We start from the raw sequence: 15,500 nt of genomic DNA on the forward strand, positions 1-15,500 counted from the left end.
TCATGAACTATCAGCAAACCATCGAATTCTTATACAGCCAGTTGCCCATGTTCAGCAAAGTAGGGGCTTCTGCATTGAAAAACGACCTGCTCAATATCCGAGAGCTGTGCGGCATACTCGATCACCCCGAACAAAAATTCCCATCCGTACATATCGCAGGCACCAACGGCAAAGGCTCCACCAGCCACATGCTCAGCGCCATCCTGCAACAAGCCGGTTATAAGACCGGCCTCTACACTTCCCCTCACCTGCACGATTTCCGGGAAAGGATCAAAGTGAACGGGGAAATGATCCCGGAAGAAGAAGTAGTACGTTTCACGGAACAAATGAAAGGCCATATCGAAACCATACAGCCATCGTTCTTTGAGCTGACCGTGGCCATGGCCTTCGAATATTTCGCGCAGCAGAAAGTGGATATCGCTATCATAGAAACTGGTCTGGGCGGGCGTTTGGACAGCACCAACATCATCTCGCCCCTTCTATCCGTGATCACCAATATCAGCTACGACCACATGAATATCCTGGGCGATACCCTGCAACAGATCGCATTCGAAAAAGCGGGGATCATCAAACCGGATACGCCGGTGGTGATCAGCGAAACACAGCCTGAATCCATGCGCGTGTTCCAGGAAGCGGCAGACAAACGCAACGCTCCCATCCGTTTTGCGGATAAAGAATACCGCATCATTTACCGGCAGCCTGCCGCAGATACATTGCATCTTTCCGTGGAATACATTCCCACGGCGGATGTAGAGCCTTACCTGCTGGACCTTCCCGGCCATTACCAGGAAAAGAATCTCATCGGTGTGCTGGCTGCGATGGAAGTATTGCAGCTCAAAGGTTTCCCCGTGCCGCAGGAAATGATCCGTGCCGCGTTAGCCAATGTAAAACGCCTTACCGGCCTGGGCGGCAGATGGGAAGTGATCGCAACGAAACCTTATACCGTATTGGATGTGGGGCACAACGAAGCGGGCATCCGCGCGATTATGGAACAACTGGCGCTGGTGAGCTACCGTAAACTGCATATCGTAACAGGTTTCGTGAAAGATAAAGATGTGGCCGCCTCGCTCAGGCAGCTGCCGCAGGATGCAACATATTATTTTACCAAAGCGCAGATACCCCGCGCGATGCACGAAACAGACCTGCTGAAACTAGCCGGGGAAGCGGGTTTAAGCGGCCTCTCCTATCCTGATGTACCAACGGCTTATGCCGCCGCACAGGCCGCCGCAGCAGACGAAGATATGATCCTCGTTTGCGGCAGCGTGTTTATCGTAGGCGATATGCCGGCCAATTCCGGGAGGATATAATTTATTTCCCCTGTAATTCCTTCAGCTTTTCCAGCCCGTAATACAGGCAGCTCACGTGCAGCGCCTGCAGGAACTCGCGTCTTTTCAGCATTGCTTCCAGCTCTTCAATGCTCACGGCCAGTACTTCGATCTCTTCGTTGTCGTCCAGCTGCTGGGCCTGCACCTTCTTTCCGCCCGTGGCCAGGAACATATGCACGAGGTTGGTGGTGGTAGACGGGTTAGCAGAGACCTCACCAAGACTATGCATTTCATTGAACGCATACCCGGTTTCTTCCAGCAATTCACGGCGGATGGCTATTTCGGGGCTTTCATCTTCCTTATCCATTACGCCGCCGGGTATTTCCACCAGCACCCGCCCGATAGCGTGGCGGTATTGACGGATAAGCAGCACCTGCCCCTCTTCCGTGAGGGCCATGGCGTTTACCCAGTCGGGGTATTCGAGTACATAATAAGCGTCTACATGCTTGCCCAGCGGGGTTTCGCAGATGTCTTTCCGTACGGTGAGCCAGGGTTCTTTAAAAAGATATTCCGATCCTAAAAGTTTCCAATCCAATGTATATAATGTTATATGGTTACAATTATTGCCATCCTTCGCGCTCCTTCAGCTTTTCGATATGGGCGAGGTGATGCAGCCCGTGCCAGCTGTAATTGGCCAGGTGCGTGGCCATATTGCTCACCGCGTTGTTGCCGGGGTGAAAGAAGGTACGATCCCAATGCCGCGCTTCCATATGCTCCAGCACGGCTACCCAGCGTGTATGCAAGGCATGCAGCAGGGTGATGGACACGTTAATGGGCGTGTACTGCACATCGGGCAGTTCGGCCCAGGCGGTTTCGTCGTAAGGTTTAATGGTAGGGTTATCTTCCGTGAGCGCCAGCTTCAGGCGGGTAAAGCCGTTCATATGCGAATCCGCCACGTGATGCACTACCTGTGCCACGGTCCAGCCGCCGGGGCGGTAGGGCGTGCCCAGCTGGTGCGCGTCGAGGGTTTGAACGGCCAGCTCCAGGAGAGACGGCAGGTGCCGGATATCGTTGATGTACTTTTTGCGCATGTCTGCAGTAACCAGCGCCGGCGCGTGGAAGCGGCCGATAGGATAGCGTAAGTCTTCCATTATACGAAACGTTTAGCTTTATTCTTCGCGGAGGTCCTTACCGGTAAGATGGATGAACACATCTTCCAGGTTGGCCAGCTTCACTTCTTTCTTCCGCTCAAAACCTCCCGCCACCAGCTGATCTATCAGCGCATCAGGCGAGTCCAGCGCGATGATCTTCCCGCTGTCTACGATCGCGCAGCGGTCGCAGAGAAACTCGGCTTCGTCCATGTAATGCGTGGTGATCACAACGGTGGTGCCCTGGTCCCGCACCTGCTGGATCAGCGTCCAGAGGTTGCGGCGGGCCTGCGGGTCCAGCCCGGTGGTGGGCTCGTCCAGGAAAATGATGCGCGGGCGGTTGATGAGCGTGGTGGCGATGGAAAAACGTTGCTTCTGGCCGCCGGAAAGGGATTTGTATTTCGCTGTGGATTTGTCTTCGAGGTTGAACTGCTTCAGCAGTTCCCGGCCGTCTACCTTGCGGTTGTACAGGCCGCCGAACATCTCTATCAGCTCCAGCAGGTTGAGGCCGGGGTAATAGCCGGATGTTTGCAGCTGCACACCGATGAGCTGTTTGATGGCGTCGGGATTTTCATCCAGGTTAAAACCGTCTACCACCACGGTACCGGACGTTTTTTCCCGGAGGGTCTCAATGATCTCCAGCGTGGTGCTTTTACCTGCCCCGTTCGGACCCAGGAGGCCGAACACTTCGTTCTCGTATACGTCAAAGCTGATCCCTTTCACGGCCGTGAAGTCCCCGTACTTTTTCACGAGATCCCTCACTTCAATGATCTTGCGTTTTTCCATGGGGCCAAATTACGGCAAAAAACATTGCGCAGTACCTGCAATTTGGAGGGCAAGACCGGCGGGTAAACTTTTTAGGACGGGTCAGTTGGCGCAAGTCTGAAGGGCGGGCGGTGCGCGTGAGCCGACACAGGAGCCGGGCCTCAGACCTGTGCCTGCGATAAGCAAAGCTTCAAAAAGGCAAAGGCGCAGTTCCCTGCGCCCTTACCTTCAAAATAAACAGTTAGTAAGCAGTTACTTCTTAGCCGTGGTAAGCGGCTTGTTGATGAATATCTGCGTGAAATAAACAATGTTGCCTTTGCCCCTGGCCGTGCCGATGCCGATCAGGTTAAAATCGCCCAGCATGTTCTTGCGGTGGCCCGGACTTTTGATCCATCCATCCACTACGGCTTCGGCGCTGAGATTGCCATAAGCCACGTTTTCCGCCGCAGCGCGCACGGTGCCGAGCTTTTTCGAAATATCATCCACCCGGGATTCAAACCCGTCGTGCCCGAAGTTCCTCCGCCCGGTAGCCATCGATTTGCTGTGATCGCGCGCTTCGATACTGATCACATTGTTCAGCTCCAGCGGTTTCAGGCCTTTGGAGCGGCGAAATTTGTTGACGTAATACAGGATATCCTCATCCACATTGTCCCCCGTTTCCCGCACGCCCGCGTTGGTGGAAGATGCGGGAGCGACGGGCCTGGAACAGGCTACGGACTGGGAAGCGGCAAATACGGCGGCCGCCAGTACAAGGATCTTACAATAATGCTGGTTAAACATGTTTCTTAAAACGGTTTTTTAATACCAAAAATTGTCTGATCCAATATCAGGCCAAAAGTTTAACAGCACACCCTTCCGGTTGAAGCGGCTATGCTGCCGGTAAGACTGGCATACCTGCGAAAAGTTTAACGCAGCACTTCTTTTACCGCTTCCACCATATTGCGCGAGCCGATGAAGATCGGGATGCGCTGGTGCAGCTCGGAAGGCTTGATGTCCAGCAAACGGCGCTCCCCGTCTGCAATGGCCATACCGCCGGCCTTTTCCATGAGAAACGACATGGGATTGCATTCGTAACACAAACGCAAACGGCCCTGGGTATATTTCCCGAAAACGGGATACATGAAAATACCGCCCTGGATAAGGGTGCGGTGGATCTCAGACACCATGCAGCCCACAAAACGGTGACGGTATATTTTTTGGTTGTTGTCTTTCGCCATAAAGAGGTCTATGGCTTTCCGCACGTTTTCCTGGTATAAATGATAATAGCCCACATTCACGGAGAAAATATCGCTGTCCTGCGGTACTTTCAGGTTGGGGTGGCTCAGGCAGAACTCGCCGATGGACGGGTCCAGCGTAAAGCCCTGCACGCTGCGGCGGGTGGCATATACGAGCATGGTGGACGAACCGTAAATGATGTAACCGGCGGCTATCTGCTGGCTGCCGGGCTGGAGGAAATCTTCCAGGGTACAGCGGCTCCCGTTGGGGGAAAGGCGGCGGTAAACGGAAAAGATGGTGCCGATGGACACATTCACATCGATATTGCCGGAACCGTCCAGCGGGTCCATGAGCACCACGTATTTGGAGTTCATAGACAGCTCGTCGTCGAATGCAATAAAATCTTCATTTTCTTCGGAGGCCACGCCGCAGCAGTAGATGCTGTTGCGCAGCGAGCTGATGAGCTGGTCGTTGGCGAACTCGTCCAGCTTCTTTACAGACTCGCCCTGTACATTGGTTTTCCCGGCTTCGCCAAGGATATCCGCGATGCCGGCCTTATTCACTTCAACATTCACTCTTTTGGAAGCCAGCCCGATATCTCTCAGAAGACCGGATAGCTGGCCGGTGGCACCGGGGTAATTGCGCAGTTCCTGGATCGTAAATTCGTCCAGCGTCATCACTCGTTGGTTCATTTTCATACGTGTTTTGGTGGTTTTTGATTCGGGTGCGCTAAAATAAGCTAAATCAGGGTGTTTCTAAGAAAACGGTCATTTCCGGGAAAAGAGATTTTCAAACAATTCTACATTGATGTACTTTTGCGGGATATTTTTTAAAAGAAGAGGTTTATCCTTATGAAGGTTTTCAAATTTGGCGGCGCAAGTTTAGAAACTATTGAGCGCATACAACAGGTGGGTAAGATCATCCAGGCATTCCCCGACGATAAGCTGCTTGTCGTGATATCCGCAATGGGCAAAACCACCAATGAACTGGAAAAGGTGGCCCAGAACTATTTCATGCGCAAAAGGGAAATAGCCGCGCAGCTGCTTTACAACATCGAGCAGCAGCATATCCAGACCGCAGAAAGCCTCCTCGGCACGCGCGAGCACCCGTTGTTCGTGCAATTACAGCAATTCTTCACCGAAGCGGAATGGACCCTCGGTGAAAAGCCGATCCGCAACTACGATTATTATTACGACCAGCTGGTAGGCCTTGGCGAACTGCTGAGCACCGCTATCGTGAGCGCATATTTCAACCAGGAAGGCATTACCAACACCTGGCTGGACGTGCGGGACGTGTTCCGCACAGACGATAACTTCCGCGATGCGAACATCAACTGGGAAGTGACCGAAATGCAGGTAAACCAAAAGGTGCTGCCTCTTTTTAATGCCGTGAACATCGTGATAGCACAGGGTTTCATTGGCAGTACGGACCAGAACGAAAGCGTAACCCTCGGCCGCGAAGGCAGCGACTTCTCCGCCGCCGTGTTTGCCAACCTGCTGAATGCCGAAAGCCAGACGATCTGGAAAGATGTGGAAGGGCTCAAGAATGCAGACCCAAAGCTCTTTGCAGACACCATCAATATTCCCGAGATCGCCTATGGCGAAGTGATCGAAATGGCGTATTACGGCGCTCAGGTGATCCACCCCAAGACCATCAAGCCCTTACAGAACAAACAAATACCGCTCTACGTAAAATGCTTCCTGGACAAGGATCTTCCCGGCACCGTCATCCGGCAGGACGCGGACAACCGCAAGCTCCCGCCCATCATCGTGCTCAAGAAGAACCAGGTGCTGATCTCCATTACTTCCCGTGATTTCTCGTTTATCACCGAAGACAAGATCAGCGACATTTACGAGATCTTCCACGATAAAAAGATCAAGATCAATCTTACGCAGAATGCCGCGATCACTTTCTCCTGTTGCATAGACAACAACCCGGAGAAGATAGAACTGCTCATCAAGGCGCTTCACCAGGGGTTCAAGATCTCCTATAACGAAGGTCTTGAACTGCTCACTGTACGGCATTACAAAAACGGCTTGCTGGAAGAACTGACGAAAGGAAGGAAGGTATTGCTGGAACAGCGGTCAGACAGCACGGTTCAGCTGGTGATCAAATAAGCTAATAAAAGAACGTTACGTTTAGGGCTCCCTGCGGTTTTCCCCGCAGGGAGTTTTTGTTATTACAATATCTCTCTTTTAGCACATCCCCTTTCCTTCTCTTTCCAATACTTTCCTTTAGGTATTATTTTTTATTATTAAAAATGAATAAATTCTTACTATTTTGTTACCGATGCCATATACTTCAAACCAGAAATAAAACCAAAATAGCGCGGCGATGTAACAGGAACGACCGGCATTCCACATTTAATCATTTGAAAAACAGTCTGATAAGCATGAGATTCCACCCTCTTAACAATTCTTTAATGGTTACTTAACCTGAAAGGAGGTGTAAACCTTTCCTTTTATTCCCAACTTGCGCCCGCTAACGTTTGATTTTGCGGCGCCTTTGTGAAACTGACAGTGCAGGATACTGCCCTGAACGGGCCTGCCATTTCGCGACTCTTTGTATTTGTATAACTATAAAACCTTCAAACATGCTCACCACGCTTCGATCACTCAGCGGCTGGTTGCTATTGCTGCTTTGCCTTTTCCCGGCATTGGCCAATGCCCAGCAAAACGGCGCCACCTTATCCGGCGTAATTACAAGCTCTACAGGGGAAAAACTCCCGGGCGTTTCAGTAGAAGCCCGATCGGCAGACGGCCAGCGCAAAGGCACTGCGTCTCTCGCCAACGGCAGCTACACACTTGCCAACCTGCCCGCGGGCGTTCCCTTGCAGATCACTTTTACCTTCATCGGGTATGAGCCGCATGTGATCAAGGACAAAATCCTTAACAACGGCAACAACACGCTTACCGTTCAGCTCCAGGAAGGAAATCAGAAACTGAATGAACTGGTAGTGGTTGGTTACGGCACACAGAAAAAAGTGAATCTCACCGGCGCCATCGCCCAGGTAGATGCGAAAGTCCTGGAAAACCGCCCCGTAGCCAATGTTACGCAAGCCCTGCAGGGCGCCATTCCCGGCCTGAACATCAACTTTACCGATGGCCGCCCCGGCGCCAACGGCCGCTTCAACATACGCGGCAACAACCCGCTCAGCTCCGGCGCTACCCCGCTGGTGCTGATAGACGGCGTACCCGGTTCCATGAACAATGTGAACCCGCGCGACATTGAAACCGTGACCATCCTGAAAGACGCCGCCGCGTCCGCTATCTACGGCGCCCGCGCCGCCTTCGGCGTAGTGCTGGTAACTACCAAAGCCGCCAAAAAAGGCAAGCTCACCGTAAACTACGGCAACAACTTCTCCAAATCCTACAGCACCGTAAGCACAGACTTTATCACCGACGGTTATACTGCCGCCATGCTGAATGACGAGGCCTTCCTCGTTACTACCGGTAACACCTATACGCGTTATACGCCGGCCGATATGGAGGAACTGAAAAAACGCCAGACGGACAAATCGCTGCCCACCGTGATAACAGATATCCGCAACGGCCGCGAGCAGTACGTTTATTATGGCCATACTGACTGGTGGAAAGAATTTTTCCTGCCTGCGCAGGACGGTATGGAGCACAGCCTGAGCGTTTCCGGCGGCACCGACAAAGTGGACTTCCTCCTTTCCGGCCGCATGTTCAACAAAAAAGGCATGATGCGTTATAACCGTGATGAATACAATTCCTTCAACCTCCGCACCAAGCTGACCGTAAGGGCTAACAAATGGCTGACGTTCACCAACAACACCCAGTTCATGATCGGCAAGTACACCTATCCCGGGTGGCATCCTAACACGAACTTCGTGAATTCTACCGTGCACGCCCTCCCCTCCTACGTTCCCAAGAACCCGGACGGCACGGCCACTTACATCACCGCGCTGAACAACTACCAGATCGGCGACGGCCTGTTTTCCGACCTGCTGTACGGCAAAAACAAAGGCACCGACCGCTGGAACGAATTGATGAGCACCTGGGGCGCCACCATCAAAGTGAACGACAACATCAACCTGTACGCCAACTATACTTTTACGCTGAATCCTGCCAGGGACAACGATAATCCTACTATCTCCACCTTCAGGCAGACCTCTTCCCCGTATTCCATTTATCCCGGTGTGATCAGCAAAGTGCCCAGGCCCGACTTCCTGCGCGAAGAGACCAACCAGGACTATTACCACGTTGCCAACGCCTATGGTGAGTTCCAGAAGAGCTACGGCAAACATAACGTGAAGTTCATGGCAGGTTATAACCAGGAGCTGAAACAGTTCAAACAAATCAGGGCCGAGCGAGGCGACCTGCTGTCGCAGGACCTGAACGACGTGAACCTTGGATCCGGTTACTACACACTTACCGGCGATCAGAGCGAATGGGCGCTGCTCGGCTTTTTTGCCCGCGCAAACTATGACTATAAAGGTAAATACCTCCTGGAAGTGAACGGCCGTTACGACGGTACTTCCCGCTTCCCGAAAGGCCAGCGTTTTGGTTTCTTCCCCTCCGTTTCCGCAGGCTGGAGGATCAGCGAGGAAAACTTCTTCGAGCCGCTTAAGAACACCCTCAGCGACCTGAAATTCCGCGCTTCTTACGGCCAGCTCGGCAACCAGGTGACTTCCAACTATCCCTACATCCCGCTGCTGGCACGCGGCACATCAGATTGGATCGCCGGCGGTAAAAAGATCGAATACCTGACTGCGCCCGGCGCCATCTCTCCGAACCTGACCTGGGAAAGGACCGCTTCGCAAAACTTCGGTGTTGATGCAGGACTGTTCCAGAACAAGTTGTCCCTCAGCTTCGACTACTACATCCGCGACACCAAAGACATGCTTACCAGGGGCGCGACCGTACCCGTTGTTTTCGGCACCACCGAAGCGCGGGAAAACGCCGCAGACCTCCGCACCAAAGGCTTTGAGCTGAGCATCAGCTACAACGACCAGTTCGAGCTTGCAGGCAAACCCTTCATGTGGAGCATTGGCGGTAACATCAGCGATTTCAGATCGGTGATCACCAGGTTCTCCAACGACAACAAACGCCTGAACGACTACTATGTGGGACAGGAGTACGGTGAAATGTGGGGTTACCTCACAGACGGTTATTTTAACAGCGACGAAGAAGCTGCGGCATGGCAGGCTAAAGTGAACCAGGACCTCGTGGGCTCCAACATCAAGAGCGCTTCCGGCCAATGGAACAAGCTACGCGCAGGCGATCTGAAATTCAAGGACCTCAATGGCGACGGCACGATCAGCCCAGGTTTGAACACCCTCGACAACCATGGCGACCTCGTATACCTCGGCAACAACCAGATCCGCTACCCGTATGCCTTCAACGGCAGCGCCAGCTGGAATGGCATCGACCTGTCCTTCTTCTTCCAGGGCATCGGTAAAAAAGACTGGTACCCCGGCGCCAATGCAGACAAATTCTGGGGTCCTTACAGCCGTCCTTATTACTCCTTCCTCCCCACCAATTTCCCCGACCTGGTGTGGACGCCCGAGAAAGGCCAGGACAGCTATTTCCCGCGCCTTCGCGGTTATATCGCCCTCAATGGCAACAACCCACTCACCAATACGAACGACAGGTATATGCAGGATCTAGCTTACCTCCGGCTGAAGAACCTTACCATCGGTTATTCCCTGCCGGACCACCTGCTGAAGCGCATTAAAATGTCCCGTTTGCGCGTATACGTAAGCGGAGACAACCTGGTGACCTGGACCAAACTGGAATCCAAATACATCGACCCGGAACAGGCGGCCGCTGACGCAAACGGCCGTGTTTACCCGTTCGGTAAAACATTTTCAGCCGGCCTGGACCTGTCTTTCTAACCAATTAAAAGAGCATCGAAATGAAAAAGCAAATATCCATACTTGCACTCGCCGCAGCCGGTCTTTTCAGCAGCTGCAGCAAATTCATGGACCGTCAGCCGCTTTCGCAGATTGCGCCGGACCAGTATTTTAATAACGAAAACGAGCTGAAGTTCTACCTGAACTCGCTGTACAGCATCTTCCCCAACGCGGAAGGCGTATATAACGAAGACATCGACAACGTCGTAAAGCAATCCCTCGGCGACAACATCACCGGCCGCCGCACTGTGCCACTGACAGGCGGCAACTGGACCTGGGGGGAACTGCGCAAGATCAACTTCTTCCTGGACAACTACAACCGCGTAATGCCCGAAAGCCAGGCCGCCAGGTATGCAGGCGTAGCCAAATTCTTCCGCGCTTATTTCTACTTCGACAAAGTGCAGCGTTTCGGAGATGTGCCCTGGTATTCCCACGTTGTGTTGCAGAACGACCAGGCCATGCTTACCAAAGCAAGAGCCCCCCGCAAGCTGGTGGTAGATTCCATCATAGCGGACCTCGATTACGCCATCGCCAATATCAACGAAACCAGCACCTCTACCGAAATGGTGACCCAATACACCGCTATGGCCCTGCTAAGCCGTGTTTGCCTGTTCGAGGGAACCTGGAAAAAATACCGCGGTGAAACCGGCTGGGAAGCCCTGCTCACCAAAGCAGCGGCCGTTTCAGAGCAACTGATGAACAGCGGCAAATACAAGATCTACAATTCAACTCCCGGAAAGGCGTACCTGGAACTTTTCGCTTCCATCGCACCGGTCAAGGATGAGATCATCCTGGCCAGGAACTTCAGCAACGAGCTGTCTGTATGGCATAACGTGAACTACTATACGATCACGTCTTCCTATGGCAAGCCGGGCCTGGACAAACAACTGGTGAACAGCTACCTCATGGCAGACGGTACCCGTTTTACAGATATTTCCCGTTACGACACCATCACCTTCTACAGCGAAACGCAGAACCGCGACCCGCGCCTGTCTCAAACGATCCGCACGCCCGGTTACGCCCGCATCGGCACCACCAACCCGCTGGTTCCCGACTTCGGCGCAAGCGTGACCGGTTACCAGCTGATCAAGTTCGTGACTGATATGTCTTTCGACTCTTATAACCGTTCCATCAACTCCATGCCTATTTTCCGCTACGCGGAAGTGCTGCTCAACTTTGCAGAGGCCAAAGCAGAACTCGGCACGCTCACACAGGCGGATATCGACAAATCCATTAAGCTGCTGCGCGACCGCGTAGGCATGCCGAACCTAAACCTGGCTGCAGCCAATGCCAGCCCGGACCAGTACATGGGCGGCCAATACCCGGCCGTTGCCGGCGCCAACAAAGGCGTGATCCTCGAGATCCGCAGGGAAAGAAGGATCGAGCTGGTGATGGAAAGCTACCGATGGAATGATCTCATGCGCTGGAAATCAGGCCAGAGCCTGGTTCGCCAGTTCAAAGGCATGTACTTCCCCGGCGTAGGCCAGTATGATCTTGACCGCAACGGCAAAATCGACGTGTATATTTACGAAGGCACCAAACCCACACCGGTAGCGGGTGTCCAGTACTTCAAACTCGGTACTGAGATCGACCTGGAAAACGGCGCGGCCGGCGGTAACGTGATCATCAACCGCAGCACGACCAAAACCTTCGACGAAGAAAGAGATTACCTGCAGCCTATTCCCATCCAGGAAAGGCAGCTGAACACCAATCTCACACAGAATCCCAAATGGGTAGACGGGCTGTAAAGCAGCAGCCGTTACTAATACGAAGAGGCCGTCCTGGATCATTCCGGGACGGCCTCTTTTTTATCAATGCGAAATTTATTTCACCCTCACCGGGTCTGCCGGTTTCGGCACCGGTTCGTATGATTTTGTTTTCAGTTCATCCAGCAATACCTGCACGCCTTTTTCCAGTTGCGGGTCGCGGCCGGCGATCACGTCTGCCGGGGTTTGTTCTACTTCAATATCCGCGGGCGTTCCATAGTTCTCAATGATCCAGTTGCCTTTGGCATCGTAGATGCCGAAGCTCGGGGAAGTGACAGAACCGCCATCTATCAGTGAAGGATAACCGCTGATGCCCACCAGGATGCCCATCGTGCGTTTGCCGATCAGCTTGCCGAGTTTCTTTTGAGAAAACATCCACGGCATCATATCGCCGCCGGAGCCTGCGTATTCGTTGATCAGCATGGCTTTGGGGCCGTAAATGGAATTGCCCGGCGTGGTAAAGCTACGCCCGTCGCGAACGCCCCAGTAGCTGAGCACCTCACGGTCCAGGATGTCTATCACGTAATCCGCCACGGAACCGCCGCCGTTGAAGCGTTCGTCCAGCAGCAGCGCCTTTTTGTCTGTTTGCGCAAAATACATGCGGTTGAAGGATGTGTATCCCTGCTGACCGGTGTTGAGCATGTACACGTATGCGATCTTGCCGTTGCTGAGCTGGTCTACCTTGCGGCGGTTGCTTTCCACCCAGTCGGAATGGCGCAGGCCCAGTTCGTCGTTGATAGAAACGGGCTCTACGGTGATCTCACGCGCGCCGGCGTCGCCCGGCTGGCCGTTTACTTTCAGCAGCACCTGGCGGCCTACCTGGCCTTCCAGCAATTGGTCTATGCTCATGTTCTCCGTCAGTTCCCTGCCGTTCACAGCGAGAATGTAATCGCCTTCTTTCACGTTAAGACCGGCAACGCTGAGCGGCGCTTTATTAGCCGGGTACCAGCGTTCGTTGGTGTATATTTTTTTAATGCGGTACCTGCCGTTGCTGATCTCGTAATCCGCACCCAGCAAGCCGGTGCTTACGTTCGGGCCTGTCTGTATGTCGCCGCCGCTTACGTAATTGTGGCCTACCACCATTTCGCTCATCATTTCATTCACCAGGTAAGAAAGGTCTGCGCGGTTGCTCACGTAAGGCAGCAGCGCGGCATAACGTTTCCTGTTCGCGTCCCAGTCCACGCCGTGCATGTTCTTCACATAAAAGAAATCCTTTTCGATCTTGTACACTTCGTCGAAGATCTGCTTCCATTCGGCAACGGGATCGACGAACAGGCTCACGCCTGAAAGGTCTATCTTGCCCTCGCCCGGATTGCCGGGTTTGCGGCCTGCATCCAGAACCTGGAAACCTCCGGGAGTAGCCAGCAGCATCTTTTTGCCATCGGCGCTGATCATAAACCCGAAACCTTTGATGAAGGTCTCAGCCTTGCGCTCTTTCAGGTCGTAATAACGAACCTCGTCATCGGCAATATAAAAAAGCTTGTCTTTCACCTGCCCGTTCAGCGCGCGGTAGTTGCCCGCCGGCAAAGGCAACGCGATGATGCGGTCCTGTATGCCGTCGAAATCCACGTCAGACGCTGCCGGTTTGGCTGTTTTAGCGCTGTCTTTCTTTGTTTCCTTCTCTTTGTCTTTATCCGCTTCTTTCACCGCTTCTTCATCGCTTTCGGGAGTAAAGATGGTGGGCGTTGATTTGGACAGCAGTACAGCGTAGATATTGGAGGTCACTCTTCTTTCGTAGGTCTGCATGTGCAGCCCGCTGATGGCCATGCCGCTGTTGGTGCTGGCCGGGAAGAAGATGTATTTGCCGTCTGCGCTGAAGGTCGGGTTGCCGGTGTCTGTCATGGCATCGCTTACCTGCACCGCTTTGCCGGATTCGAGGCTGTAGAGGTATACACAGTCGAAGCCGTTAGGCATCGCGTTCACGTAAGTAAGGTACTTGGAATCGGGGCTCCACACGGGCGCGAACACGTTGGAACCGCCGGAAGGAATGGAACCATAGGTATACGTATCCACCTTTGTGATCTTTTTGGAAGCCACGTCGAGATAAAACAGGTTGAAATGTGCGTCGCTGAACACGATCTTCTTGCTGTCGGGGCTCCAGGTGGGGCTGAAGTAATAAACGGTCTTGCCCAGCTCAATTTCCACGGGCTCTTTCAGCGCTTTCTGATCGCGGAGAATGAGCTTATAATTCCCGTCTTTGTCTGACAGGTAAGATATCCATTTGCCATCCGGCGACCATGCCGGGTCTCTTTCGTGTGAACCGGGGGAATTGGAAATATTGCGTACATCGCCTTTTTCCTTCGGCACTGAAAATATCTCGCCCCTGCCCTGCAGCAGCACGCGCTGGCCGGTGGGAGAAATACCTACTTTTTCAAACAAATTGACCTTCTCGTAACGCGGGCGCTTGTAAGGAATATCCGCGCGGATAGAAACGGGCACATCGGTCACTTCGTTGTTGGAGGGGTTCAGCAGGTGAATGGTAAAGTCCTGCTCAAACGCCAGCGTTTTGCCGTCGGAGTTGAGGGTCTTTACATCGGCGTTATTGAATTTGGTCACCTGTGTAACCTGCTTGCTGTCTGTATCGTACCGGAAAATATTAACGGTATGATTGCGGTCGCTGAGGAAGTATATGCTTTTGCCGACCCATACCGGGCGGACGTTATTGGAATTGGCAGCGGGGATCTCCTCGATCTGCGCAGTGGTGTTATTGAATATCCATATCCTGGGCATCCAGCCGCCGCGGTAGCGCTTAAACGGCCTCCAGCTGCCAACGGAACCTTCCGTTGGATCAGGATTTTTGATGTAAGCGGTAAACTTACCATCTGGCGATACGGCGCCCTGCGTGGCTTCCGGTATCCTGGCGTGCACCTGTGGCAGGCCGCCTTTGATGCTTACGGAGAACAGCTGCGTGGTTCTCATGGTAGGCGAAGTGGCGCCGGATGCAAAAAGGATGCGGTCGTTGCCGATCCAGCCGCGCACCACGTCCCTGGCGGGATGGAAGGTTACACGCTGCGGGTCGCCCCCTTCAACGGGAACGATGTATACGTCGGAGTTGCCGTCGTAGTTGCCGGTAAACGCGATCCATTTGCCGTCGGGTGAAAAGTACGGGTCCTGCTCGAAAGCGGGGTTGACGGTGAGGCGCACGGGCGAAGAGCCGTTGCGGTTGGCGATCCAGATGTCCCCGGCGTACATAAAAGCGATGTGCTTCTCGCTGACTGCCGGGTTCCTTAAGAGTTTTGTTTCAGACTGTGCGTGGGCGGACAGTGTGCCTGCGGTAAGGAGGGCCCAGCCGGACAGCTTCAATAGTCTATGCATCATAAGCGGTTCTTGGGTTGTAAAAGGAATAAATCAATTGGCAATGGTGCAAAATAACGGAAAAAGCGATAAGGAAGGCCGGTGGACCGGATGTAAATGTACAAATGGCCGGAAAAGCAGGACAAGGGGCACGGGCGCAGCAAAGTGT

10 protein-coding genes are annotated in these 15,500 nt (G+C 53.3%); 4 read left to right on the forward strand and 6 right to left on the reverse strand.

What is annotated here, in order from left to right:
• Positions 1–2 precede the first annotated feature (2 nt).
• Entirely contained in the window at positions 3–1,307 is a 1,305-nt protein-coding gene (locus tag R3I13_RS22545) for a folylpolyglutamate synthase/dihydrofolate synthase family protein (protein ID WP_346320238.1), read from the forward strand.
• A 1-nt stretch (position 1,308) separates the two neighbouring features.
• Here the strand turns inward: R3I13_RS22545 and R3I13_RS22550 are convergent, their stop codons facing one another.
• The 5 genes from R3I13_RS22550 to fbp all read right to left on the reverse strand — a co-directional run bounded on the left by R3I13_RS22550 (position 1,309) and on the right by fbp (position 5,085).
• Positions 1,309–1,860: an NUDIX hydrolase gene (locus R3I13_RS22550; protein WP_346320239.1), complete on the reverse strand. Its 552-nt coding sequence runs from the start codon at positions 1,858–1,860 to the stop codon at positions 1,309–1,311.
• A gap of 25 nt (positions 1,861–1,885) precedes the next feature.
• A complete protein-coding gene (locus tag R3I13_RS22555; protein WP_346320240.1) occupies positions 1,886–2,416 on the reverse strand; it encodes a YfiT family bacillithiol transferase in 531 nt (176 codons plus the stop codon).
• Between the two features lie 18 nt (positions 2,417–2,434).
• Positions 2,435–3,199, reverse strand: coding sequence for an ABC transporter ATP-binding protein (locus R3I13_RS22560; protein WP_346320241.1), 765 nt, complete (start codon positions 3,197–3,199; stop codon positions 2,435–2,437).
• A gap of 231 nt (positions 3,200–3,430) precedes the next feature.
• Positions 3,431–3,958, reverse strand: coding sequence for a CAP domain-containing protein (locus R3I13_RS22565; protein ID WP_346320242.1), 528 nt, complete (start codon positions 3,956–3,958; stop codon positions 3,431–3,433).
• Positions 3,959–4,083: 125 nt separating this feature from the next.
• Positions 4,084–5,085: a class 1 fructose-bisphosphatase gene (gene fbp / locus R3I13_RS22570; RefSeq protein WP_346320243.1), complete on the reverse strand. Its 1,002-nt coding sequence runs from the start codon at positions 5,083–5,085 to the stop codon at positions 4,084–4,086.
• Positions 5,086–5,244: 159 nt separating this feature from the next.
• On the opposite strand from fbp, the gene R3I13_RS22575 reads away from it, so the two are divergent.
• From R3I13_RS22575 to R3I13_RS22585, 3 genes are all read left to right on the forward strand, one after another.
• Positions 5,245–6,510, forward strand: coding sequence for an aspartate kinase (locus tag R3I13_RS22575; protein ID WP_346320244.1), 1,266 nt, complete (start codon positions 5,245–5,247; stop codon positions 6,508–6,510).
• A gap of 476 nt (positions 6,511–6,986) precedes the next feature.
• Complete coding sequence (locus R3I13_RS22580) at positions 6,987–10,253, forward strand: TonB-dependent receptor (protein WP_346320245.1); 3,267 nt, start codon at positions 6,987–6,989, stop codon at positions 10,251–10,253.
• A 20-nt stretch (positions 10,254–10,273) separates the two neighbouring features.
• The gene (locus R3I13_RS22585) at positions 10,274–12,019 is read left to right on the forward strand and encodes a RagB/SusD family nutrient uptake outer membrane protein (RefSeq protein WP_346320246.1); all 1,746 of its coding nucleotides are present in this window, start codon (positions 10,274–10,276) and stop codon (positions 12,017–12,019) included.
• 75 nt (positions 12,020–12,094) lie between these two features.
• On the opposite strand, the gene R3I13_RS22590 is transcribed toward R3I13_RS22585, so the two are convergent.
• The gene (locus R3I13_RS22590) at positions 12,095–15,355 is read right to left on the reverse strand and encodes a PDZ domain-containing protein (RefSeq protein ID WP_346320247.1); all 3,261 of its coding nucleotides are present in this window, start codon (positions 15,353–15,355) and stop codon (positions 12,095–12,097) included.
• Positions 15,356–15,500: the final 145 nt, after the last annotated feature.

Source organism: Chitinophaga sp. YIM B06452, from assembly GCF_039655965.1.
In the GTDB taxonomy this organism is placed as follows: Bacteria; Bacteroidota; Bacteroidia; order Chitinophagales; family Chitinophagaceae; genus Chitinophaga.

Excerpts from the sequence above, each read along its gene's own strand:
- R3I13_RS22545 (WP_346320238.1), top strand. The coding sequence starts at position 3 with ATGAACTATCAGCAAACCATCGAATTCTTATACAGCCAGTTGCCCATG.
- R3I13_RS22555 (WP_346320240.1), bottom strand. The coding sequence starts at position 2,416 with ATGGAAGACTTACGCTATCCTATCGGCCGCTTCCACGCGCCGGCGCTG.
- R3I13_RS22560 (WP_346320241.1), bottom strand. The coding sequence starts at position 3,199 with ATGGAAAAACGCAAGATCATTGAAGTGAGGGATCTCGTGAAAAAGTAC.
- R3I13_RS22565 (WP_346320242.1), bottom strand. The coding sequence starts at position 3,958 with ATGTTTAACCAGCATTATTGTAAGATCCTTGTACTGGCGGCCGCCGTA.
- fbp (WP_346320243.1), bottom strand. The coding sequence starts at position 5,085 with ATGAACCAACGAGTGATGACGCTGGACGAATTTACGATCCAGGAACTG.
- R3I13_RS22575 (WP_346320244.1), top strand. The coding sequence starts at position 5,245 with ATGAAGGTTTTCAAATTTGGCGGCGCAAGTTTAGAAACTATTGAGCGC.
- R3I13_RS22580 (WP_346320245.1), top strand. The coding sequence starts at position 6,987 with ATGCTCACCACGCTTCGATCACTCAGCGGCTGGTTGCTATTGCTGCTT.
- R3I13_RS22585 (WP_346320246.1), top strand. The coding sequence starts at position 10,274 with ATGAAAAAGCAAATATCCATACTTGCACTCGCCGCAGCCGGTCTTTTC.
- R3I13_RS22590 (WP_346320247.1), bottom strand. The coding sequence starts at position 15,355 with ATGATGCATAGACTATTGAAGCTGTCCGGCTGGGCCCTCCTTACCGCA.